The 22,205-nt window shown below is 72.4% G+C and carries 16 protein-coding genes; 7 read left to right on the top strand and 9 right to left on the bottom strand.

Annotation, left to right across the window (positions count from 1 at the left end; genetic code table 11):
• Positions 1 to 3: 3 nt before the first annotated feature.
• The 8 genes from ACFY0P_RS24020 to ACFY0P_RS23985 form a co-directional block, all read right to left on the bottom strand.
• On the bottom strand, positions 4 to 1,617 hold the full coding sequence (locus ACFY0P_RS24020) for an FAD-dependent oxidoreductase (protein WP_388916611.1): 1,614 nt from the start codon (positions 1,615 to 1,617) through the stop codon (positions 4 to 6).
• A complete protein-coding gene (locus ACFY0P_RS24015) occupies positions 1,614 to 3,770 on the bottom strand; it encodes a trehalase family glycosidase (RefSeq protein ID WP_388916608.1) in 2,157 nt (718 codons plus the stop codon). Before ACFY0P_RS24015 ends, ACFY0P_RS24020 begins: the two co-directional genes overlap by 4 nt.
• Positions 3,767 to 4,591 carry an ABC transporter ATP-binding protein gene (locus tag ACFY0P_RS24010; protein ID WP_388916605.1) on the bottom strand — a complete coding sequence of 275 codons (825 nt, stop codon included), beginning with the start codon at positions 4,589 to 4,591 and terminating at the stop codon, positions 3,767 to 3,769. Before ACFY0P_RS24010 ends, ACFY0P_RS24015 begins: the two co-directional genes overlap by 4 nt.
• Positions 4,588 to 5,568 (bottom strand): ABC transporter ATP-binding protein, encoded by a 981-nt coding sequence (locus ACFY0P_RS24005; protein ID WP_388916602.1) that lies wholly within the window; start codon positions 5,566 to 5,568, stop codon positions 4,588 to 4,590. The genes ACFY0P_RS24010 and ACFY0P_RS24005 overlap by 4 nt, the downstream gene beginning before the upstream one ends.
• 47 nt (positions 5,569 to 5,615) lie before the next feature.
• Positions 5,616 to 7,157 (bottom strand): ABC transporter substrate-binding protein, encoded by a 1,542-nt coding sequence (locus tag ACFY0P_RS24000; RefSeq protein WP_388916599.1) that lies wholly within the window; start codon positions 7,155 to 7,157, stop codon positions 5,616 to 5,618.
• A 69-nt stretch (positions 7,158 to 7,226) separates the two neighbouring features.
• Positions 7,227 to 8,105 (bottom strand): ABC transporter permease, encoded by an 879-nt coding sequence (locus ACFY0P_RS23995; protein WP_388916596.1) that lies wholly within the window; start codon positions 8,103 to 8,105, stop codon positions 7,227 to 7,229.
• Positions 8,105 to 9,031, bottom strand: coding sequence for an ABC transporter permease (locus ACFY0P_RS23990; RefSeq protein ID WP_388916594.1), 927 nt, complete (start codon positions 9,029 to 9,031; stop codon positions 8,105 to 8,107). Before ACFY0P_RS23990 ends, ACFY0P_RS23995 begins: the two co-directional genes overlap by 1 nt.
• On the bottom strand, positions 9,028 to 10,191 hold the full coding sequence (locus ACFY0P_RS23985) for a LacI family DNA-binding transcriptional regulator (RefSeq protein WP_388916591.1): 1,164 nt from the start codon (positions 10,189 to 10,191) through the stop codon (positions 9,028 to 9,030). The genes ACFY0P_RS23990 and ACFY0P_RS23985 overlap by 4 nt, the downstream gene beginning before the upstream one ends.
• 197 nt (positions 10,192 to 10,388) lie before the next feature.
• Between ACFY0P_RS23985 and ACFY0P_RS23980 the strand changes: the two genes are divergently transcribed.
• The 7 genes from ACFY0P_RS23980 to ACFY0P_RS23950 all read left to right on the top strand — a co-directional run bounded on the left by ACFY0P_RS23980 (position 10,389) and on the right by ACFY0P_RS23950 (position 21,422).
• Positions 10,389 to 11,252: a phytanoyl-CoA dioxygenase family protein gene (locus tag ACFY0P_RS23980; RefSeq protein WP_388916588.1), complete on the top strand. Its 864-nt coding sequence runs from the start codon at positions 10,389 to 10,391 to the stop codon at positions 11,250 to 11,252.
• A 4-nt stretch (positions 11,253 to 11,256) separates the two neighbouring features.
• The gene (locus tag ACFY0P_RS23975; protein WP_388916585.1) at positions 11,257 to 12,165 is read left to right on the top strand and encodes a helix-turn-helix domain-containing protein; all 909 of its coding nucleotides are present in this window, start codon (positions 11,257 to 11,259) and stop codon (positions 12,163 to 12,165) included.
• 822 nt (positions 12,166 to 12,987) lie between these two features.
• The gene (locus ACFY0P_RS23970) at positions 12,988 to 13,728 is read left to right on the top strand and encodes a class I SAM-dependent methyltransferase (RefSeq protein WP_388916582.1); all 741 of its coding nucleotides are present in this window, start codon (positions 12,988 to 12,990) and stop codon (positions 13,726 to 13,728) included.
• Positions 13,729 to 14,511: 783 nt separating this feature from the next.
• The gene (dhaK, locus tag ACFY0P_RS23965) at positions 14,512 to 15,504 is read left to right on the top strand and encodes a dihydroxyacetone kinase subunit DhaK (protein WP_388916579.1); all 993 of its coding nucleotides are present in this window, start codon (positions 14,512 to 14,514) and stop codon (positions 15,502 to 15,504) included.
• A 58-nt stretch (positions 15,505 to 15,562) separates the two neighbouring features.
• Complete coding sequence (gene dhaL, locus ACFY0P_RS23960; protein ID WP_388916576.1) at positions 15,563 to 16,162, top strand: dihydroxyacetone kinase subunit DhaL; 600 nt, start codon at positions 15,563 to 15,565, stop codon at positions 16,160 to 16,162.
• The gene (locus ACFY0P_RS23955; protein WP_388916573.1) at positions 16,155 to 16,565 is read left to right on the top strand and encodes a PTS-dependent dihydroxyacetone kinase phosphotransferase subunit DhaM; all 411 of its coding nucleotides are present in this window, start codon (positions 16,155 to 16,157) and stop codon (positions 16,563 to 16,565) included. The genes dhaL and ACFY0P_RS23955 overlap by 8 nt, the downstream gene beginning before the upstream one ends.
• 786 nt (positions 16,566 to 17,351) lie before the next feature.
• Positions 17,352 to 21,422, top strand: a complete 4,071-nt coding sequence (locus tag ACFY0P_RS23950; protein WP_388916570.1) for a discoidin domain-containing protein — start codon at positions 17,352 to 17,354, stop codon at positions 21,420 to 21,422.
• On the opposite strand, the gene ACFY0P_RS23945 is transcribed toward ACFY0P_RS23950, so the two are convergent.
• The gene (locus ACFY0P_RS23945) at positions 21,419 to 22,054 is read right to left on the bottom strand and encodes a TetR/AcrR family transcriptional regulator (protein ID WP_388917274.1); all 636 of its coding nucleotides are present in this window, start codon (positions 22,052 to 22,054) and stop codon (positions 21,419 to 21,421) included. The genes ACFY0P_RS23950 and ACFY0P_RS23945 overlap by 4 nt on opposite strands.
• Between the last annotated feature and the right edge of the window lie 151 nt (positions 22,055 to 22,205).

Below are 22,205 nucleotides of genomic sequence, written 5' to 3'. Positions count from 1 at the left end.
CCATCAGTACCCCTTGACCTCCGGCCAGGCCAGTTCCACCCCGGCGCGTGTGAGTTCGTCCTGGAACCGGCGCAGCTCCTCGCCGTCCTCGTACACCTGCTCGACGTCCAGGCGGTGGTCGAGGCAGTAGGCCGCCAGTGACCCGGCCGCCTCGCCGATGTTCCACTCGACCGGGTGCAGCCGGTAGCAGCCGTTGGTGATGTGCGTGGTGCCGATGTTCTTGCACACCGGCAGCAGGTTCCGCACCCGCACCGGGAGCAGCGCGCCCAGCGGGATCTGGAAAGGGCTGCCGGCCACGTCGATGTAGGTGTCGCCGCCGGTGGACGGGTGCAGGTCGATCCGGTACATCCCGATGCCGACCGAGTCCGGATATCGCACCGCGCCGTGCTCGCCGCGCACGGCGAGGGACAGGTCCTGTTCGACGATCCGGCGCCGGGCGACGATCCGGCGTGACTCGCGGATGTACGGCGCCTTGGCCAGCCCGTCGGCCGTGCCCAGCACGTCGCCGCGCAGCCGCAGACCCGGCCAGCCGGTGCCGCCGTCCGGCCGGGGGGCCTCGGTCTGCAGCCAGTAGAGCATGCTCAGGCTCAGCTCGCGGGCCCCGGCCAGGTGCCGGTCCCGCTCCTTGTCGTCCACCCCGATCAGCGGTCCGGGCAGGTAGTCGATCATGGGCCAGTTGACGATGGTCACGTCGCTCGCGGCGAACCCCGGCCGGTACAGCTTCCGGGAGAACACCCGGCGGAACTCCCACAGGTCCTTGTCACCGGCGTCCTTGCTCTGGTCGGCGACGACCGGCCCCGAGTCGGCGTTCGGGGTGAAGCCGCGCGGTACGGTCTGCAGCGTCCTCGGGTCGGGCGCGCTCAGGCTCAGCAGGCGGTTCGGCCAGTGCGGGGGGTGGTAGGCGGCCCAGCGGCCGTAGCCGGCCGGGCGGTCGATGGTGTGGTCTTCCCCCGCCACGTGGTCGACGGCGAACACCCATGAGAACGCCTGCATGTTGGCCGGCTGGGCCGTCTCGGGTGCGCTCGGCTCCCCCGTGTCCCGCCGCGACTCGAAGCCCGTCACATGCTCGGTGCCGGTCAGCGGCAGCAGGTCGCCGAGTTCCGTGGCGTCCAGGACGTACGGCGCCGCGACCTCGACCCGGGTGCCTTCCGGCCCTTCGACGACCACGGACCTCACCAGGTCGCCGTCCACGCAGGCCGCGACCGGTCGGTGCCGGTACAGGATCCGCAGCCGGCCCGCGGCCACGTACGGCGCGACCATGGCCGCCAGGACGGCGGCGCCGACCCGGGGTTCGTGGCACAGCGGGCTCACCCGGCCCTCGCCCGGGTTGAGATACCGGCGCCGCCTGGCCTCCTCGGTGAGCGGATACCAGGTCCGGTAGTGCTCGCGGACCGCCTCGCGCAGCGCGCGGTAGGTGCGGGTGGCGCCGAACTGCTCGATCCAGGCGTGCTCGTCGGGCGGTACGCCCTGGCTGGTGAGCTGACCGCCGATCCAGTCGGTCTCCTCGGTGAGCAGCACCGACCGCCCCCGGTCCAGTGCGGCCAGCGCCGCGGCCACCCCGCCGAGGCCCCCGCCGACGACGAGGATGTCCGTGGCCGCCGACGTCGGCGCGCTCATACACCGCTCCCTTCCTGTACGTCACCCGCACCGTCCGGACCGAAGGTGAAGCTCCGAGGAGCGCCCCGTACGTCCACCGGCACGGGCGGGCCGCCCTCCGGCGGGGTGACGAGCAGGTCGCCGGCACCCTCGGCGGTGCCGCTGACGTGGTCACGGGTCCGCCGGTAGCTCCCTACGACGACGCCGGGCGCCATGTCCAGCAGGACCCGTCCTTCGAGGCGGACGGTGAGCCGGTCGGCCGCCCGGACGTCGAGGCGACCCTCGCCCAGCGGCAGGTTGCACAGTTCGGCCGGCTCGCCCGGGTGGGCGAACCGCCAGCCGTCCGGGCGCGCGTCGGCCAGCTCACCGAAGGCGAGGTAGGCCAGCAGTCCGCCCCAGGCCATCAACCCGTCCGACCGTTTCCGAAGGTTCGTCAGGTTCTCGCCGTCGACGGCAGGATAGTTCTCCCGGACGTGGCCGTGCTCGTGCCACTCGTGGAGAAACAGCCGCAGCAGGTTCCCCACCACCGGCCGGCTCAGCTCGGTCAGCCCGTACCGCCGCAGCCCGCGTACGGCGAGATAGGCCATCGGTGCCCAGATCCGGCCGCGCCAGTAAGTCGCCGCGAAACCCGGGTCGTTGCGGGCCACACTGGGCAAGGGCCGTACACCGCCCAGCACTTCGGGCCTCAGCAGATCGGCGGCCACCGCCGCCGCACGGCCGGCGTCCGGCAGCCCGCCCAGCAGCGCGTACAGCATCGTCGGCGAGACGTGCGGATCGTGGGTGCCCGCCGACGTGAGGTTGCGGTAGCCACCGCGCTCGTCGTCCCACAGCAGCCGGTCGGCGGCCGCCCCGGCCGCGGCGGCCTCGGCGTGCAGACGGTCGGCCGTCGCGCGCTCCCCGAGGAGGCCGGCGATCTCCGCCAGCGCCTCGGCGTCGGCGATGTGCAGCGCGTTCAGGCCGACGTCGGCGAGGTCCATGGTGTGGGTCGCCGGGTCGTACCGGGTCTCGTCGTACATCGGCGAGTCGTCCAGGCCCGACTCGCGTCTGGCCCGGTCCAGGGTCGCCGACGCGGAGTCGCCGGTGACCGGGTCGGAGCCCCAGGCGAGCAGCCCGTGCGGTCCGCGGCGGGCCCGGGGCCACCAGTCGTGCCAGGCCAGCAGCGTGGGGAAGGTGGTGGCGAGCAGCGCCGTGTCGCGGGTCCCGGGCCCGAGACCGCCCGCCAGGTAGGCCTGGTACACCGTCAGGGCGCCGACCGGCGGCTGCGAACGGTCGTCGGTGCGGCCTCTGTCGTCCGAGACCCGGTTCGGGATCATGCCGGTCTCGTCGGCGTACGGCAGGATCTGCTCGAAGATGCCGCGCGCGTAGTCGCGGTCGACGGCCGAGGCGACGAGACCGGTGAAGAAGGTGTCCCAGGCGTGCAGGGCCCAGGTGCCGTAGAAGCCCTTGCGTTCGGCGCAGACGAAGTCCCGTGAGGTGGGGGTCAGGACGCGGCCGATGTCCGGGGCGTAGACGGTGTTCCAGGTGACGGCCCGGGTCAGGGCGTCGGCGGCGTCGCCCAGCCAGCCGGTGGAACGAAGCGAGGTGCGCTCCGCTGTGCGGGCCGCGCCGTGCCGTCTTTCGGCTGCCGCTCCGTGGTGGCTGGTCGCGCCCCGCGGCGGAGCCGCAGATCGATACGGCCCCGCGCCCCGTCGGGGCGCGAACCGTACTTCTACGGCGCCGTCAAACGCCAGTACCAGCGCGTCCTGCGCGCCCTCGATGCTGCGGGCCGGTGCCGACGTGGTGACCGTCCAGCGGATGCCGCCCGCGCGGACGGTGGCGGACAGGTCCGTCTGCTGTTCGATGCCGTCCAGGTCCTCCACCGACAGCACGATCACCCCCGTGCTCTCGGCCAGAGCATCCAGCACGTCCCCGGGGCCGCCCGCGAACTCCAGCCGCAGCCGGTGGCCCGCCGCCCGTACCGTCACCTCGGCGTAGCTGCCGTCCACGGTGTGCGGGCCCAGCCGGTCGAGGCCGTCGCGCCAGGTGAGGCCGTCGAGCACCGGGCCTTCGGGGCCGAGGACGCCGAACCGTACCCGCGGCCCGTCCGGCAGCCGGTTCATGCCGGTGTGCGTGCGGACGTCCCAGGTGTTCCAGCCGGTCGGCACCGGAGTCACGGCACCCCGCCCCTCGCTCATACGACCGCCTCGCCGTCGGCGCTACCGTCCCCCGGCACCGAGTCGTCCAGGTCCAGGGCCGCGTCCAGCAGCGCCCGCGTGTACGCGTGACGCGGTGCGGTCAGCACCTCGCCGGTCCGGCCCTCCTCCACGATCACGCCCCGGCGCATCACCGCCACCCGGTCGGCGATCTGGTGCACCACTCCCAGGTCGTGCGAGATGAACAGCATCGCGAGCCGGTGCCGGCCGCGCAGGTCGACCAGCAGCCGCAGGATCTGGGCCTGCACCGAGACGTCGAGCGCGGACACCGCCTCGTCGCACACCAGCAGCCGGGGCCGTACCGCCAGCGCTCTGGCGATGCTGACCCGCTGGCACTGACCGCCCGACAGGTCCCCCGCGCGCCGCGCCGCCACCTCGGCGTCGAGCCCCATGTCGGCGAGGAGCCGGTGCAGGGCCTCGGTGCGGTCGCCCTCGGGTGCGGTGACCGGGTGGGTGTTCCAGACCTCGGCGATGACCGAGGCGACCGTCATGCGCGGGTTCAGCGAGGACCGCGGGTCCTGGAACACCATCTGCACCGCACGCTGCAGTTCGGGCGGCCGACGGCCCGCGCGGCCGAGCGGCCGTCCCTCGAAGGCGACGGTCCCGGCGCCGGGCCGCAGCAGTCCGGCCACGCACCGGGCCACGGTCGTCTTCCCGGAGCCCGATTCGCCGACCAGCCCGAGCGTCTCCTCGGGTGCCACCGACAGGCTCACCCCGTCCAGGGCGACCTGACCGCTCCGCCGCCCTCCGTAGCTGACGCGCAGGTCACGCACGTCGAGGAGGGCGCGCTCGCTCGTGCTCACGGCCGCGGCACCTCCTCGGCGAAGTGGCAGGCGCTCCAGCGGCCCGGCGCCACCTCGCGTACCTGTGGCTGCTCGGCACGGCACCGGGCGCGGGCCAGGGGGCAGCGCGGATGGAAGGCGCAGCCGGCCGGCCGGTTCGCCGGTGTCGCCGGGGCCCCGGGCAGCGGATCGGCCAGTGCGCTACGGGTCCGGACCGCGGGCACGCTGCGCACCAGGGCGGCGGTGTAGGGATGGGCGGGCCGCCGCAGGACGTCACGAGCGGGCCCGCGTTCGCAGACCCGTCCGGCGTACATCACCACGACCTGTTCGCCGACCTGCGACACGACCCGCAGGTCGTGGCTGACCAGCAGCATCGCCAGGCCGTCCGCCGCCTGGATGCCGGCCAGCAGCCGCAGGATCCGGGACTGCACGGTGACGTCGAGGGCCGTCGTGGGCTCGTCGGCGAGCAGCAGCGCCGGGTTTCCGGCCAACGCCATCGCGATCACCGCGCGTTGACGCAGACCGCCGGAGAGTTCGTGCGGGTAGGCACGCATCCGCCGTTCCGGCTCCGGCACGCCGACCCGGTCGAGGAGTTCGACGACCCGGCGGTTCACCTCGGCACGCGGCAGCCGGTCGCGGCGCGGTATCTCGCCGACCTGGCGGCCGATCCGCTGGGTCGGGTTGAGGGCGGCGAGCGGGTCCTGGAAGATCATGGCGATCTCCCGGCCGCGTACCGCACGGCGCCGTGCCGGGTCGGCGGCGAGCAGGTCCTCGCCGTGCCAGAGCAGTCGCCCGGACAGGGTGGCGCCCTCGGGCGGCAGGCCCAGGACGGCCTGGGCGGTCATGGTCTTCCCGCTGCCGGACTCGCCGATCAGCCCCACGGTGGTGGCCCGGGGCACGTCGAAGGACACGCCGTCCACCACGCGGGTCCGGGTGCCGTGCGGGCCGGGCAGTTCCACCACCAGGTCGTCGATCCGCAGGACCGGCCCGTCGGTCACGGGCACGGCTTTCCCGGCCCCGTGTTCGCGCGCGGTTCCGGCGGGGTTCACGAGCCGCCGGTCCGTACGCCGGCAAAGTCGGGCAGCCCGCTCGCGTCCGGGACGAAGCCCTTCAGCTCGCTGTTCCAGGCGTAGGCGATGCTCACCGACATCGGGTACATGCCGACCGCGTCCTCCCAGATGATCTTGCTGGCCCGACCGTAGAGGTCGGTGCGCCTGGCCTTGTCGGCCGTCGCGCCGGCCGCCGCCAGCAGGCCGTCCAGCGTCTTGTTGCAGTAGCCCATGCGCTTGGCCGCGCAGGTGTAGAGACGGCCGAGGTTGCCGGCCGCGTCGTAGCTGGGGGTGGCCAGCTGCTGGAAGTTGATGTCCCACTTGAGCGCGAGCAGGTCCTCCGTGAAGACGGCCTGCTCCTTCTCCAGCGGCTCGACCTGCACGCCGACCTTCTGCAGGTCCGAGACGACGGCCTGGATGAAGGGCTTGAACTCGTCGTTGGCGAACTGGAGCCGGAGCTTCTTCGAGAAGTCGAACCCGGCGGCGGTGAGGGCCGCCTTGGCGGCCGCCGGGTCGTAGGCGACGGCGGGCTGCGTCGCGTGGCCGAGGACGACGCTCGTCACGGGCGCGTCGGCCGGCTTGCCGGTGTCGGGATAGAGCTTGTCGATGATGGTCCTGAAGTCGACGGCCTGCCAGATGGCCCGGCGGACCTTCGCGTCCTTGAGGGCGGGGATCGAGGAGTTGAACCACATGGTGAACTCGGCGCTGCTCGGCACGGTCTGCACGGTCAGGCCCTTCTGGCCTTTCAGCGAGGCGAGCTGGTCGTCGGGGATGCCCCAGACGACGTCCACCTCGCCGGTGCGCAGGGCGGTCATGCGGGCCGCGAGTTCGGGGATGTTCCGTAGGGTGACCTTGCCGAGCGTGGGCTTCGGGCCCCGGTACTTCTTGTTGGGCACCAGGACCAGCGACCCGCTCGGGGTGAACGCGTCGACGCTGAACGGCCCCGAGCCGACGGGGTGGTTGAAGAAGGCGGTGTCATCCTTGCCGATGCCCGACGGGAGGACGTAGAAGGTGCCGAGCTTGCCGGGTACGGACGCGTCGGGCGCCGGGCTGTGCAGGACCACCTCGGTGGCGGACACCTTGGTCATCGTGTCGCCCGGGAAGTTGCCCGCGTTGGGGCCGTTCAGGCTGATCATGCGCTGGAAGGAGGCGACCACGTCGTCGGCGTCGAGCGCGGAGCCGTCGGAGAAGGTGACGCCGGAGCGCAGCGTGAACGTCCACGTCGTGACGGACTTGTCGGGTTTCCAGGACGTGGCGAGGTCGCCTTCGAGGGTGCCGTCCGCGTCGGGCTTCACGAGTCTGCTGAAGATCTCCTGGGCGGCCAGCTGGGTGCCGGTGGAAGCGCCTTGGGCCCCGTGCGGGTCCAGGCTCTCGATCGGATAGGTGCCGGCGACCGTCACGTCTCCCGAGGCGGAACCGCCCCCGTTGTCGTCGCCGCCCGTGGTCGTCGAGCAGGCGGCGAGGAGCGCCGCGCCCGCGGTGGTGGTGGCGGCGAGCCGGATCAGCCGGCTCCGCCCCCGCTCACGCGTCCTGGTCATGATGGTGCTCCTCTCGATCGAGGGCCGGTCGGAGTCAGCCGGGGGGTGAGGCGCTGTACCTGGTGTGTGTCAGTCGGAGCGGCCACGCCCGTAGCGGGCGGTGAGCTGGTCGCCGAGGATGCCCACGTTCACGATCAGGAGGGACAGGGCGATGCCCGGCAGGGTGGAGATCCACCACTGCGTTTCGAGGTACTCCTTGCCGTTGGCGATGGTCTGCCCCCACGACACCGTCGAGAGGGGCAGCCCGATGCCGAGGAAGCTGAGCCCCGCCTCCGCCAGCACCACCAGCGCGAACTCGAGCGTGGCCATGGCGACGATCGGTCCGGCCGTGAACGGGAGCACGTGCCGGGCGAGGACGGTCCGGCCGGGCACTCCCAGCACCCGGGCGGCGTCGACCCACGGCCGTTCCCTGAGGGAGAGCGCGATGCCCCGGGTGACGCGGGCGAAGCCGATCCAGCCGGTCGCCGAGAGCGCGACGACGACCAGCAGGACACTGCGCTCGAAGGCGCCCGCGATCACGATCGCCAGCAGGATCGCGGGGAACGCCAGCAGGACGTCGAAGATCCGGGCGAGTACGGCGTCGGCGACGCCCCGGAAGTAACCGGCGACGGCGCCGAGGAGGACGCCGACGAGACAGGACAGCGCGACCGTGGACACGCCGATGAGCACGGCCGTCCGGGCCCCGTAGACGATCTGGGCGAACATGTCGCGGCCGAGTCCGTCCGTGCCGAGCCAGGCGGTGCCTCCGGTGGACACCTTGGCGCCGGGTGCGAGCAGCCGGTCGTCCAGGGAGGTGTGCACCGGGTCGTAGCGGATCAGCAGGGGCCCGACGACGGCCACCAGCAGGTAGCAGCCCACGACCACGGCGGGGACACGGGCCAGGAGCGAGCGCTGTGCCCGTCGCGGAGCCGTCGCCGGCCTCTCGACGGCGACGGTGAGGTCGGCCATCAGACGGCTCCCGTCCGGATCCGCGGATCCAGCTGGGCGATGAGCAGATCGGCCATCAGGTTGAGTACGACGACGATGCCGGCGATCAGCAGGGTCGCGCCCTGTACGACCGTGTAGTCGCGGTTGGCCACCGCCTCCACCACGAGCGATCCGAGGCCGGGCCAGGCGAACACGTTCTCGACGATCACGGCGCCGCCGACCAGGGCCCCGACCTGGACGCCCACCACGGTCACCACCGGGATCAGCGAGTTGCGCAGCGCGTGTCCGAACAGCACCTGCCGCTCGGTCAGCCCCTTGGCGCGCGCCGTCCGGATGTAGCTCTCGCCCATCGTCTCCGCGACGCTGGTCCGGGTCAGCCGGGCGATGATCGCGACGAACGGGAAGGAGAGGGTGACGGCGGGCAGCACCAGGTGCTGGGGCGTGCCGACCCCGGAACTGGGCAGCAGGCGCAGGGTCAGGGCGAAGACCAGGACCAGCATGATGCCGATCCAGAACGTCGGGAACGACTGCAGGGCGATCGTGCAGGCCGAGACCACCCGGTCGAGGAGGCCGCCGGGCCGCGCCCCGGCCAGCATGCCGAGCGTCAGTCCCACGATCACCGCGATCACGGTGGCCGTCACGGTGAGGTCGACGGTGGCGGGCAGCCGGTCGAGGACCGCGCCCATCGCGGACCTGCCGAGCCAGTGCGACTGGCCGAAGTCGAGCCGGCAGACGTCGCCGAGGTAGCTGAGGTACTGCGCGCCGAGCGGCCGGTCGAGGCCGAGCGAGGAGCGCAGCTCGTCGATCTGGCTCCGGGTGGCGTCCGGGCCGAGCAGTACCGTCGCGGGGTCGCCCGGCGCGGCCCGGACGATGAGGAAGATCAGCGAGGCGGCGCCCCACATCACGAAGACCCCGATGAGCAGCCGGTGCACGATCATCCGGATCATGTCCGCGGCCTCCCGCCACCGGTGCGTACCGTTCGTACCGGACCGACCGAGTCGCCCGGCACGAAGGCGCAGGGCACTGTCAGTTGCCGCGGCTCGGGGGTCTCCTGGTCGAGCAACTCGACCAGCACCCGTACGGCCTCCCCCGCCATCTGGGCGCGGGGCAGCGAGAACCGTGTCCAGTTCCGCGACCGGGGTGTCCAGGACGGCGGATCGCCCAGCAGGGCAAGTGAGCAGTCCTCCGGGAACCGGACCCGTTCCGTGCCCGACATCGTCGCCAGCGCCTCGGTGAGCCGGTTGTCCTCGGTCGGCTCGACCAGCAGCGCGGTGATCCCGAGTCCGTCGATCCACCCCTCCAGCCGCTCGACCGTCAGATCCGCCGGATCGGCCAGGCTCCGGATCAGCGCCTCGTCCACGGCGATACCGGCCTCGGCCAGCCCGCGCCGGTAGCCCTCCTCGCGGTCCCTGGTGGGCTCGCTGTCCTCCGGGGCGCGCAGATACAGGATCCGCCGGTGGCCGAGCCCCGCCAGCTCGGCGACGAGTGCCGCGGTCGCCGAGACGTAGTCGGCGGCCACGTAGGAGAGTTCACCGTCGTCCACCTCGCGGCGTCCGACGAAGACGAACGGGAAGTCCTCCCGGACCAGTGCCGACAGCTCCTCGCGGCGGACGTTCCGGCCGAGCAGGACACAACCGTCCGCGATCTTCAGCCGGTTGGTGCCACCGGCGTAGATCGACCGCTCGGCCCGCGGCGCACCCGAGGCGCTCGCCGCACCCGCCTCCCCCGGAGCGCCCGGCGTGCCCGGGGCGCCGGACGCGCTCCCGCCGGAGCAGAACAGCAGCAGGTCGTAGCCCTGCCGTGCCGTCTCCTCCTCCACGCCGAGCAGGAACGGGTAGTAGAAGTCGCGCTGGTCGGTCGGGAACACCGACTCGAAGGTGTAGAGCCCGAGCAGCCGGTTCCGGCCGCCTTTCAGGCTGCGCGCCGCGACGTTGGCCGCATAGCCCAGCTCTTCGGCCGCCGCCAGCACGGCGCGGCGGGTCGGTTCCGCGATCTGCGCACTCGCCGCGCCTCCGCTGATCACCAGCGACACCGTCGCCTGGGAGACGCCGGCGCGCCGGGCGATGTCCCGTTGGGTGGTGCGTCTACGTCGTTCGGGAGGGGCCATGAGCACTCCCACTAATACGTATTAGCAAGTGCCGAATGACGCTACTCGGACGCGACGAAAGGCGTCAAGACACATGAACACCCTTTGTCGGGCTTGTTTCTGACAGATGATCCGATCTTGCGGTGTGACCGGATTCGCCATCCCCGTGCGCGGGTGAGCCATGGCCCGCGGACGCGCGGTGCAGGACCATCGGAACCATGGCCGAGAACACCGCAGCCGACGACCTCGCGCACCGCTTCGCCCGGGACGGTTACGTCGTGCTTCCGGGCGCCCTGACGCCGGACGAGGTGGCGGAGCTGCGGGCGGAGACCGTGCGGATCTGCCGCGGCCTGCGGGGCGCCGTCGAGGGGGCACCGCCCCCGGTGGCGGGCGAGAGCGACGACGACACGCTACGGCGCTTCCTGTGCGTGCACTATCCGCACAAGCTGTCGGCTCTCCTGCTCGACACCATGCGCCATCCCGCCGTCGTCGGACCGCTGACCGAGGTGATCGGTCCCGACGTCAAGGCGATGCAGTCGATGCTGTTCGTCAAGTCCGAGGGGAAGCCGGGCCAGGCGTGGCACCAGGACGAGATGTTCATCCCCACCCGGGACCGGTCGCTGACCGCCGCCTGGCTCGCCCTCGACGACGCCACCGTCGACAACGGCTGCCTCTGGGTCCTGCCGGGCTCACACCGCCCCGGCGTCATCTACCCCAACCGGCAGCACGACGACGCCCGTTACGACTGCACGGTCGAGTCCTACGGCTTCCCGTACGACGAGACCGACGCGCTGCCGGTCGAGGTCGCCGCCGGATCGGTGCTGCTCTTCAACGGCTATCTGCTGCACAAGTCACTGCCCAACACGGGTCGGCGGGGCTTCCGCCGGGCCCTGGTCAACCACTACATGAGCGCCTCGTCCCTCCTCCCCTGGGCACCCCCCGAGGCCGACGTACCCATGGCCCAGGCCGACTTCCGGGACATCGTGCTGGTCGCGGGCCGGGACCCGTACGCCTACAAGGGCACCGCCGACGTGCGCAGGCCCCGGGTGCGGCGCGACCGGTCCGGGGGCTGCGATCGGTGAGACCGTGACGGATCGCGCCCCGCCACCGACCCCCGTGCTCCTGTCCCGGCTCGGTCCCGCGGTCGCCGACTACCCGCCCGGCGCGGTCTTCGGCCCGAGGGACGCCGGATCGTACGAATTCGTCTGGCTGCTGCACGGCAGCGCCCGCTGGGTCTGCGGCGACCTGACCGTACCCCTGACGCCCAGCGCGCTGCTGCTGGTGCGCCCCGGTATGCGCGACACGTTCCACTGGGACGGCCACCGGCCCACCCGGCACGCCTACACGCACTTCCGGCTGCCCCCGGTCGTACGGGGCACGGAGCCCCCCGACGACTCCGGCTGGCCGGTCGTGCGGGACCTGACCGGCCGGGGCGACCCGATGACCGCGCTCTGCCGGTACCTGCTGACGCTCGGCACGACCCGCCCGCCGGGCTGGGAGCGGCACGCCGAGGAGACGCTGCGGCTGCTGCTCTTCACCTTCGTGCACGACACCGGCCCCAGCCCACCGGCCCTCCCGGAGCCGCTGCTCGCCATGATGGCCGCGGTCCGCAGCCACTGGTCGGACGGCGTCGCCCGCCCGCTCCCCCTGGAGCGGCTGGCGCGGGCGGCCGGCGTCTCGCAGAGCACACTGTCGCGGCTCTGCCAGCGGCACCTGGGCGTCAGCCCCGTCGCCGGACTCGAACGGCTCCGCCTGGCGAGGGCCGAGCCGCTGCTGTGGCTGAGCAACCTCTCGCTCCGCGCCATAGCCGTGCGGTGCGGCTTCCCCGACGCGTACCACTTCTCGCGCCGGTTCCGTGCCGTCTACGGGATGTCCCCGAGCGCCTTCCGCAAGGTGCCGCCCGACTCGGCCCCGCCCTCCCCGGTGGCCGACGGCGCCCTGTCCGCACTCCAGGCTCTGGCGCCGCCCTCGCAGGAGGGCTCGCAGCGCCCATGACCTTCGCTGCCCGGAGGCCGGGCCGGTTCCCGGACGGCCGTTGTCAGCGCGGCGAACTCCTCGTCCGAAAGCCGCACCGATGCCGCCGCGCCGTTCTCCTCGAGGTGGACCACGCCTTGCTCCCCAGGCTGCCCGCGCCGTGCCCCGGCCTTCAGCTTTCTCAGGCGTCGCCCGTCGAGGCGCTGCCGAATGACCGCCCGCTGCGACGGACCTGTCGCCGGCCGCGGTTACCGTCCCGGACGCCGGAGGCGGAGTGGGGGCCGCGGACGGTGTCGGCGGGGATGCGGGCGCGGCGCCGTTGCCTGTCGTGGCGGCGCCGATGCTGCCTCCGGCCGCGATGGACCGTTCTCCGGCGGCGCTGACCTGGGTTCCGCTGGTGGCAGGCGTGGCCGACTGCGCGAATTGGCCGTACAACGCCAGGGCGACGCCCGCCAGACTTGCGATGCCACCACCGACGCCGGCCCACGGGTCCGCCGCGTCGACGTCGACAACCGCGCCGACGGTCAATGCGACCATGCCGGCACCGCAGAGTCCGACTCCGGTGTACATGAGCGGCTTCGTGTCTCGATCAACTCCTGTGCGTACTCGTGGGCCTGCAGGTGACGCCTGCCATCGTGGCGCGGGCTCAGCCCGTCCATCTCATCCGTGCGGGTCGGTCTTTCGAGGCGCCGAGCGCGCCGGCAGTGGCCCGCTTCGGGATGACAGATCCTCCCTCTCGCGTAGCGGCGGCCCCAGTGCGGCCGGCAGGGCCTGGGACGCTGTCCGGCGAACCGCCTCCAAACAGTGTTGACCGTCCCCGGCAGGCCGTGCTGGAGTCGGCACGTGGACAGCATCCCCGCCAACCGGCGGCTCTGGAACCGGATCAGCAGCGCCTACCAGCACGAGCACGACCCGCGAATCGGCGCCGCGCCCCGGCTGTGGGGCATGTACTCCATCCCCGACGCGCACCTGCACGCCCTGGGCGACGTCACCGGCAAGCGCGTCCTCGAACTCGGCTGCGGCGCCGGCCAGTGGTCCAGGGCACTCGCCGCCGAGGGCGCCACCGTGGTCGGGCTCGACCTGTCCGAAGCCCAGCTCGCCGCGGCAGCTCGCGCGATGGGAGCGGCCCGCTACCCGCTGGTGCAAGGCGCCGCCGAACACCTCCCGTTCGCCGCCGACAGCTTCGACCTGGTGTTCTGTGACTACGGCGGGCTCAGCTGGGCGCCCCCGCACCTGGCCGTCCCGCAGGCCGCACGCGTCCTGCGCCGGGGTGGGCGCCTGGTGTTCAACGTCGCCAGCCCATGGTTCGAAGCCTGCTACGACGAAGCCGCCGAACGCGTGACCACGACGCTGCAGCGGGACTACTTCGGGCTGGACACCATCGCCGAAGACCAGGGCGCGACCAGCTATCAGCTCACCTACGGCGACTGGGTCAAGGTCCTGCGCGGCGCGGGTCTCGTCATCGACGACCTCATCGAGCCGCGGCCCGAAACCGGAACAGCCAACGGATACAACGAAACCGACCCGCCTGACTGGGCACACCGCTGGCCGGCGGAACTGCTCTGGGTGACCCACAAACCGTGAGTTCCGCCGCGCCGGGACGTGAAGGCATCCCGTCGCCGGGCAGGCCTGTGGCCTGTCCGGCTGATCATGGGCCGAGCCGGAGCCGGAGCGAGGCGAGGAGGACGGTCTGCAAGCGCCGTCGTCGCCACCGCCGCAAGGGAGGCACCGCCCCGCTCGGGGCCATTTCCGGTGAGGGACGAGCGTGAAAGGCCCAGAAAGACGGATCAGCCCGGGCCAGAGGCGTTCCCAGCAGCATCGCCGCAGGTCAGCGCCACTAGGTGGACGGCTTCAGGAAGATCTCGTCGCCCCACTGGCTGCGCGCATCACGCCTGGTTCAGAGCGAGTCCCTTCTCCGCCTCCGGCCTCGCCGTGTCCACGACCAAGATCCGGACCATATGCGGGCCAGGGCGCGCGGTCCCTGCTTCAACGCTGGCATTCGTACTGGTCAGGGCCATGTGCGTCGTGTACCAACCTGCCGGCGGGCGTCGCTTGCGCCGTTTCCCGCATCACTGGCAGACGAGCAGGCAGCCCCAAGCCCGTCAAGTGGGCTTCCCGCGCCCGCCCAGGTGACCTCCGCGCGCGCAAGGTCGATACTGCGCTCAGGAGAACTACGCGGCTCGCGGTCACGGCCCCCGAATGCACCTGACGAACAGTCACCGAAGTCAGTATTGAGTCGGCATCAGCCTCGCCACGACCCGCTCCGGACCGCGGACGGGGCGCCAGGATCAAGAACCGGAGAAACCCGCTCTGAACTGCAAAGGAGCAGGTCAGAGACTAGTCTGGTAGCGTCATTTGGAGGACCGCATGAAGATGCTGATCAACGTTCCGGAGACCGTGGTGGCGGACGCGCTGCGGGGCATGGCGGCGGCCCATCCCGACCTCACCGTGGACGTGGAGAACCGGGTGATCGTACGACGGGACGCCCCCGTCGCCGGGCAGGTCGCGCTGGTCTCGGGCGGCGGTTCCGGGCACGAGCCGCTGCACGGCGGGTTCGTGGGCCCCGGGATGCTGTCGGCCGCCTGTCCGGGCGAGGTGTTCACGTCCCCCGTCCCCGACCAGATGGCCCGGGCCGCCGCGGCCGTGGACAGCGGCACCGGCGTGCTGTTCATCGTGAAGAACTACACCGGTGACGTGCTCAACTTCGACATGGCCGCCGAGCTCGCCGAGGACGAGGGCATCCAGGTGGCGAAGGTGCTCGTCAACGACGACGTGGCCGTCACCGACAGTCTCTACACCGCGGGCCGGCGCGGCACCGGCGCCACCCTGTTCGTCGAGAAGATCGCCGGCGCGGCCGCCGCCGAGGGGCAGCCGCTGGATCGGGTGGAGGCCGTCGGGCGCCAGGTGAACGAGAACTCCCGCAGCTTCGGTGTCGCGCTGAGCGCCGTCACCACCCCGGCCAAGGGCACCCCGACGTTCGATCTGCCGCCGGGCGAGCTGGAGTTGGGCATCGGCATCCACGGCGAACCGGGCCGGGAGCGGCGGGCCATGATGACGTCCGGCGAGATCGCCGACTTCGCGGTCAACGCCGTCCTGGAGGACATGCCGCCGCACAACCCGGTCCTCGTCCTGGTCAACGGCATGGGCTCGACCCCGCTCCTTGAGCTGTACGGGTTCAACGCCGAGGTCCAGCGGGTGCTCGCCGAGCGTGGGGTGAGCGTGGCCCGCACACTGGTCGGCAACTACGTCACCTCCCTGGACATGGCCGGTGCCTCGGTCACGCTCTGCCAGGTCGACGAGGAACTGCTGCGGCTGTGGGACGCGCCGGTGAAGACGCCGGCGCTGCGCTGGGGCATGTGAGGGAGAGACACCACCGACGGCGCCGACCCGCGTCCGTACCGCTACGCAAGGAGATCCAGTGCTCGACGCCGACTTCTTCCGCCGCTGGATGGCGGCGACCGCCGCCTCCGTCGACCGCGAGGCGGAGCGGCTCACCGCCCTCGACTCCCCCATCGGGGACGCCGACCACGGCAGCAACCTCCAGCGCGGGTTCAAGGCGGTGATCGCCGCGCTGGAGAAGGACGCGCCCGCCACCCCGGGTGCCGTCCTGACACTCGCCGGGCGCCGGCTGATCTCCACGGTCGGCGGCGCGTCCGGGCCGCTGTACGGCACGCTGCTGCGCAGCACCGGCAAGGCGCTCGGCGACACGGCCGAGGTCAGTGAGGCCCAGCTCGCCGAGGCGCTGCGGGCCGGGGTGGACAAGGTCATGGCGCTCGGCGGAGCCGCGCCCGGGGACAAGACGATGATCGACGCCCTGGTGCCGGCGGTCGACGCCCTCGGAGACGGCTTCGGCGCGGCGCGGGCCGCCGCCGAGCAGGGCGCCGAGGCGACGATCCCGCTGCAGGCCCGCAAGGGGCGGGCGAGCTATCTCGGCGAGCGCAGCATCGGCCACCAGGACCCCGGCGCCACCTCGTCGGCGCTGCTCGTGGCGGGACTCGCGGAGGCAGCCGGTGAGTGACGACAAGCTGGTCGGGATCGTACTGGTGTCGCACAGCGCGGAGGTCGCGGCGTCCGTCGCGGAGCTGGCCAAGGGGCTGGCGGGTGGTGCCACGGCGGTGCCGGTCGCTCCGGCGGGTGGCACCGAGGGCGGCGGGCTCGGCACCAGCGCCGAGCTGATCGCGGCCGCTGCCGCGTCCGTGGACCGGGGTGCGGGGGTCGCCGTCCTCACCGACCTGGGCAGCGCGGTGCTCACCGTGAAGGCGCTGCTCGCCGAGGGTGACGAACTCCCGGACGGCACCCGCCTGGTGGACGCCCCGTTCGTCGAGGGCGCGGTCGCCGCGGTCGTCACGGCGACGACCGGGGCCGACCTCGACGCGGTGGAGGCGGCGGCCGCCGAAGCGTACACCTACCGGAAGGTCTGAGAACTGCCTGTTCACAGCGGGATCCGGCGGGCCGACGGAGCTGCGGCCGAGCCGAGTTCGGGACGCGCGCGGCGGTCGGCGGACCAGCGCCGCGCGGGCGGCAGGGCCTCCGCGTCACCCCGGGGCAGACCCGGTGGGTGGCGGCGAGCATCAGTGTGGTGAGCGCTACGCCGAAGGGCACCAGGAAGATGTGGAACCCGAGGGTGAGGGCCATCTGCTGACGTGCGGGGAGGAGCTGCGGCCGATCGCCGGCCGCGGCCAGGTACCGCGCGAGCACGCGCAGCGCGTCCGGCCCGGCCCGAGTTGCCCCTCGGCCCGCGGAGGTACGACGCGCCGGGCGGCTTGCGACCAGGCTCCTTCACGTCTGTGACCGTCGCCACCTCGGTCACCGCCGGGTTGCACGACGTTCGCCGCTTCGGTTCGCCGTGCCCGTCTCGTACGCTGCCGCGCCGTCACTTCGGCTACCACCAGCCCATCGGGCGACCGGGCGACGCACCCCACTCCACCGTCCGGCCCGGACCTCGCCGGGCAGGCCTGGGACGGGTTTCGCGATTCCACCCTATGCGCACTTCGCGTACGCGAACAGTGGCCACCTTGGAGTCGGCGGCGGGGACGGTCCACATCGCCAAGGCCGCACATCCGGGGGACAGCGGTCGATCCACGCATCAGGTCTTGACAGGAAGCTCCACGCGTCCCAGCCTTTGGCAACGTTGTCATTGTGCTCGACGCGGGGCGCCCGGAGCCGATTCGGCTCGCCCCGCCGTTTTCTGATGGGACGTCAGACTCATGACCGATCAGTCGGATCCGTCGCGCAATCCTTCGCGGCGTTCCATAGTCGCCACGGGCTCCACCCTGCTGGCCGGCTTCGGACTCGGCTCGGTACTCCCCGTGCCGACCGCGGCCGCCGCCCCCGCCGGCGCACCTGCCAAGCCCACCGCGCCTGGTGAACTCGCGCTCTACCGGCCCGTCTCGGTCTCCTCGACCGCCTACGCCGCCACGCCGGGGTCCTTCGTCGTCGACAGCCTCACCGCACCCGGCGTGCGGGGCAGCGGCTGGCGCGCCGGGGGCGGCGACCCGCAGTGGATCGCCGTGGACCTGCAGACGGCGTGCGAGGTCTCCCGGATCCGCCTGACCTTCGAAGCCGACGCCGCCGACCCGGTGTTCACCCCTCCGGCCACCGGAAATCCGGCGGACGGCACCACCGGCAAGGAGATCCTGTCGAGTTACGCGCTCGACTTCCTGGTCGAGACGTCGCTCGACGAGGAGTCGTGGACGAGTGTCCACCGCACGACCGCCGGCACCGGCGGAGTGGTGGACGTCCCACTGAGCCGCCCGGTCCCGGCGCGCTGGGTGCGGATGACCTGCCGCAGGCGTTCCAGTCCCCTGCCGCTGGGCCTCAACGGGTTCGAGGTGTACGGCGTCCCCCGGGGGCACCGCCCCGCGGCGACCGGCTGGACCGACTGGGGCACCCGGCACGACTCGGCGCCCGGCCTGACCGTGGCCGACGACGGCACGGTCCCGGTGGAGTCCGGCTGGCGGCTCACCCTGGACGACTGGGCGGGCGGGGACGGTCCCGGTCTGTCGAAGGCCGGTGTCGACACGAGCAGTTGGCTGCCCGCCACCGTCCCCGGCACGGTCCTGGGCTCCCTGGTGGACCAGGGCAGACTTCCCGACCCGGTCTCCGGTCTGAACAACCTGCGCATCCCCGAGGCGCTGTCGCGGCACTCCTGGTGGTACAAGCGGGACTTCGAGCTGCCGCGCGGCCTGCGCACGGGGTCCGGCCGCCGGATCTGGCTGGAGTTCGACGGCGTCAACCACAAGGCCGACATCTGGCTGAACGGCGAGCATGTCGGCGACCTGACCTACCCGTTCGCCCGTTCCTCCCACGACGTGACCCGGCTGCTCGCCCCGGACGGCGCGAACGCGCTGGCCGTGCGGATCACGCCGATGCCCGTGCCCGGCAGCCCCGGTGACAAGGGCCCCCTGGGCGAGTCGTGGGTGGACGCGGGTGCCGGGCAGATGAACCTCAACTCGCCCACCTATCTGGCCTCTTCGGGCTGGGACTGGATGCCGGCCGTCCGCGACCGTGCGGCGGGCATCTGGAACCACGTCCGGCTCAGATCCACCGGGCAGGTCCTCATCGGCGACCCGCGCGTGGACACGAACCTCCCGAACCTGCCGGACGTCTCCGTCGCCGAGCTGACCGTCGTCGTCCCCGTCCGCAACGCCGACACCACGGACCACAGTGCGACGGTGTCCGCGGCGTTCGGTGACGTCCGGGTCTCCAAGGCGGTCACCGTCCCGGCCGGCGGGAGCGTCGACGTCGTCTTCGCCCCCGACGCCTTCCGGCAGTTGCGGCTGCGCAACCCCAGGCTGTGGTGGCCGAACGGTCTGGGCGAGCCGGACCTGCACGACCTCACGCTCAGCGCGTCGGTCGACGGCGCCGAGAGCGACCGGCGCACCACCCGCTTCGGCATCCGCCAGTTCGGCTACGAGTACCAGGTGCCGCTGCCGTTCACCGCGACCGGCGACGCGTACACCCAGACCGTCACCTTCGACCGGCAGCAGGCGCGGCACGTCCGCATCAACTGCCGTACCCGGGCCACCTCCTGGGGCAGTTCGCTGTGGACCCTGGCGGTGCGGGACAGCGCCCGGCAGGCCACCGACCTCGCCCTGCACGCGCCCGCCGACGCCTCCAGCACGGACGGCGACGACCACGGCCCGGCGAACGTGACGGACGGCGATCCGGACACCCGCTGGTCCTCGGCGTACGAGGACGACCAGTGGATCAGCGTCGACCTGGGCTCGGCGCAGTCCTTCGACCGGGTGGACCTCACCTGGGAGCGGGCGTACGCGAGGACCTTCGTGGTGCAGGTCTCCGCCGACGGCACCGAGTGGACCGATGTGCGGGCGGTGGACAACTCGGCCGTTCCGCTGCCGTTCAACGACGGCAACGCCAGCCTCCAGGTCGAGGACTTCGACCGGCGGACCGCCCGCTACGTCCGTATCGACTGCGGGCTGCGCAACACCAGTTGGGGCAACTCGCTGTGGTCGCTCGGCGTCATCGACAGCGCCGGTCCGGGCACCGACCTCGCCCTGCACCGGACGGCGACGGCCTCCACCGAGGAGTCCGACCACCCCGCCTCGAACGCCACCGACGGCGACCCGGGCACCCGCTGGTCCTCGCAGTACGAGGACCACCAGTGGATCCAGGTGGACCTGGGCTCCGCGCGGGACTTCGACCGGGTGGCGATCGTCTGGGAGACGGCGTACCCGAAGACGTACGTCATCCGGGTGTCCTCCGACGGAGAGCAGTGGACCGACGTCAAGTCCGTGTCGAACGCCCCCGATCCGCTGCGGATCACGGTCAACGGCGTGCCGGTGCTGGCCCGCGGCGGCAACTGGGGCTGGGACGAGCTGCTGCGCCGCATGCCGCCGGAGCGCATGGACGCGGCGGTGCGGATGCACCGCGACATGAACTTCACCATGATCCGCAACTGGGTCGGCAGCAGCGACCGGGAGGAGTTCTTCGCCGCCTGCGACCGGCACGGCATCCTCGTCTGGAACGACTTCCCGAACGCCTGGGGCATGGACCCGCCGGACCACGACGCCTTCAACGCGATCGCCCGGGACACCGTGCTGCGTTACCGCAGCCATCCCTGTGTGGCCGTCTGGTGCGGGGCGAACGAGGGCAACCCGCCGGCCGCGATCGACAAGGGCATGCGCGAGGCCGTCGAGCAGCAGGTGCCCGGGCTGCTCTACCAGAACAACTCGGCGGGCGGCATCGTCACGGGCGGCGGTCCCTACGGCTGGGTGGAGCCCGAGGCGTACTTCGACCCCGCCACCTACGGGAGCAAGGACTTCGGCTTCCACACCGAGATCGGCATGCCGGTCGTGTCCACCGCGGCGAGCCTGCGCAACCTGACGGGCGACGAGCCGGAGTGGCCCATCGGCGGCGCCTGGTACCACCACGACTGGAGCGAGCGCGGGAACCAGGCGCCGCAGAACTACAGGGCGGCCATCGAGACCCGCCTCGGCGCGGCCACCGGCCTGGACGACTTCGCCCGCAAGGCGCAGTTCGTCAACTTCGAGAACACGCGCGCCATGTTCGAGGCCTGGAACGCCAACCTGTGGGACAACGCCACCGGCCTGATGCTGTGGATGTCCCACCCGGCCTGGCACAGCACCGTATGGCAGACCTACGACTACGACTTCGACGTCAACGGCACGTACTACGGCGCCCGTTCCGCCTGCGAACCGTTGCACGTCCAGGCCGATCCGGTGAAGTGGCAGGTCCTCGCGGTCAACCACACCCGTGCGGACCTCCGGGGCGCCACCGTCACCGCCCGGCTGTACGACCTGTCCGGCCGGCGGCTCGGCAACGGCAGGACGGCGAAGGTGGACGTGTCACGGGCCGCCACCGCCGAGGCGTTCACCGCCGGCTGGACCGATGACCTGCCCGACCTGCACCTGCTCCGGCTGACCCTGACGGCCGCGGGCGGCGAGGAGCTGTCCCGCAACACGTACTGGCGCCACCGCGACCCCGCCGCCCTGCAGGCGCTCAACAAGGCCCAACCGGTGAACGTGTCCGTCTCGGCCGGACCGGTGTCCCGGTCCGGGGACCGTCGCTCCCTGACCGCCACCGTCCGCAACCGCGGCTCGGCCGTCGCCGCCATGGTCCGGCTGTCGCTGGTGGACGAGGCCACCGGCCACCGCGTGCTGCCGACGCTCTACAGCCACAACTACCTGTGGCTGCTGCCGGGAGAAGCACAGACCGTCAGCGTGTCCTGGCCGTCACGGGCCCTCTCCGCAGGCCGTCCGGCGCTGCGGGCGGAGGCGTACAACAGCCGTCCCTAGGCGAGCCCCTCCGCCGCCACCGCGAGGGCCTCGCGCATCGTCGACGTGAGTTCGGCCTCCGCCGTGGCGGGGTCCGTGGTCTCGTCGGCGACGCGCCAGGCGTAGTGCTCGACGGCCGCGCGCAGGGCCGCGTTGAGCATGGCCGCCTGGATGGTGGGCCGCAGGTCGTCGGCGCGCAGCCCGGAGCGCTCGGCGAGGGCGCGGGCGAACGCCGGTTCGGCCTCGTCGTAGGACTGCAGCCACTCGGCGCGCAGGCCCGGTTCGTCGCGGGTCAGCCGGACCAGGGCGCCCATGGTGGCGCGGTCCGGGCTGCGCACCAGCCGGCTGTCGGCCGGTACGGCGTCCTCGAAGGCCTCCTCCAGCGGCCGGCCGGGGCGCCAGGCGCGCAGGCAGTCGGCGACGGCCTCGATGCCGGCCGCGAACAGCGGTCGTACGCAGGCCTCCTTGCTAGGGAAGTAGCGCCACACCGTGCGCGCCGAGACGCCGACCGCCTGCCCGATCTGCTCGCCGGTGGTCGCGGCCACCCCCTGGGCGACGAACAGGTCCACCGCGGCGCGGGCGATCTCCAGTCTGATCTCGGCCTTGCGCTCCTCGGTCAGCGGCGGCCGTCCCGTGCGTCCCCCTGCGGTCATCTGTCCCTCCCGTGCCGGTGGCTGCTGCACCGAGATTCTCGCCGAGGAGCCGAGGTGGTGGAAACTCACGCGATGAATTTATGTCGCTCGAAGACATTAAGTCGTACGGTGTGTCCCGTAACGGGCGCCGAGCGCCCTCGAACCACCTGAT

It is taken from the genome of Streptomyces sp. NPDC001714 (genome assembly GCF_042892755.1).
In the GTDB taxonomy this organism is placed as follows: Bacteria; Actinomycetota; Actinomycetes; order Streptomycetales; family Streptomycetaceae; genus Streptomyces.
Note: the sequence above shows the minus strand (reverse complement) of the source record. Positions and strands in the feature narration are given on the sequence as shown.

Coding starts and splice junctions, on each gene's coding strand:
- ACFY0P_RS24020 (WP_388916611.1), bottom strand. CDS start 1,617: ATGAGCGCGCCGACGTCGGCGGCCACGGACATCCTCGTCGTCGGCGGG.
- ACFY0P_RS24015 (WP_388916608.1), bottom strand. CDS start 3,770: ATGAGCGAGGGGCGGGGTGCCGTGACTCCGGTGCCGACCGGCTGGAAC.
- ACFY0P_RS24000 (WP_388916599.1), bottom strand. CDS start 7,157: ATGACCAGGACGCGTGAGCGGGGGCGGAGCCGGCTGATCCGGCTCGCC.
- ACFY0P_RS23995 (WP_388916596.1), bottom strand. CDS start 8,105: ATGGCCGACCTCACCGTCGCCGTCGAGAGGCCGGCGACGGCTCCGCGA.
- ACFY0P_RS23990 (WP_388916594.1), bottom strand. CDS start 9,031: ATGATCCGGATGATCGTGCACCGGCTGCTCATCGGGGTCTTCGTGATG.
- ACFY0P_RS23985 (WP_388916591.1), bottom strand. CDS start 10,191: ATGGCCCCTCCCGAACGACGTAGACGCACCACCCAACGGGACATCGCC.
- ACFY0P_RS23980 (WP_388916588.1), top strand. CDS start 10,389: ATGGCCGAGAACACCGCAGCCGACGACCTCGCGCACCGCTTCGCCCGG.
- dhaK (WP_388916579.1), top strand. CDS start 14,512: ATGAAGATGCTGATCAACGTTCCGGAGACCGTGGTGGCGGACGCGCTG.
- ACFY0P_RS23950 (WP_388916570.1), top strand. CDS start 17,352: ATGACCGATCAGTCGGATCCGTCGCGCAATCCTTCGCGGCGTTCCATA.
- ACFY0P_RS23945 (WP_388917274.1), bottom strand. CDS start 22,054: ATGACCGCAGGGGGACGCACGGGACGGCCGCCGCTGACCGAGGAGCGC.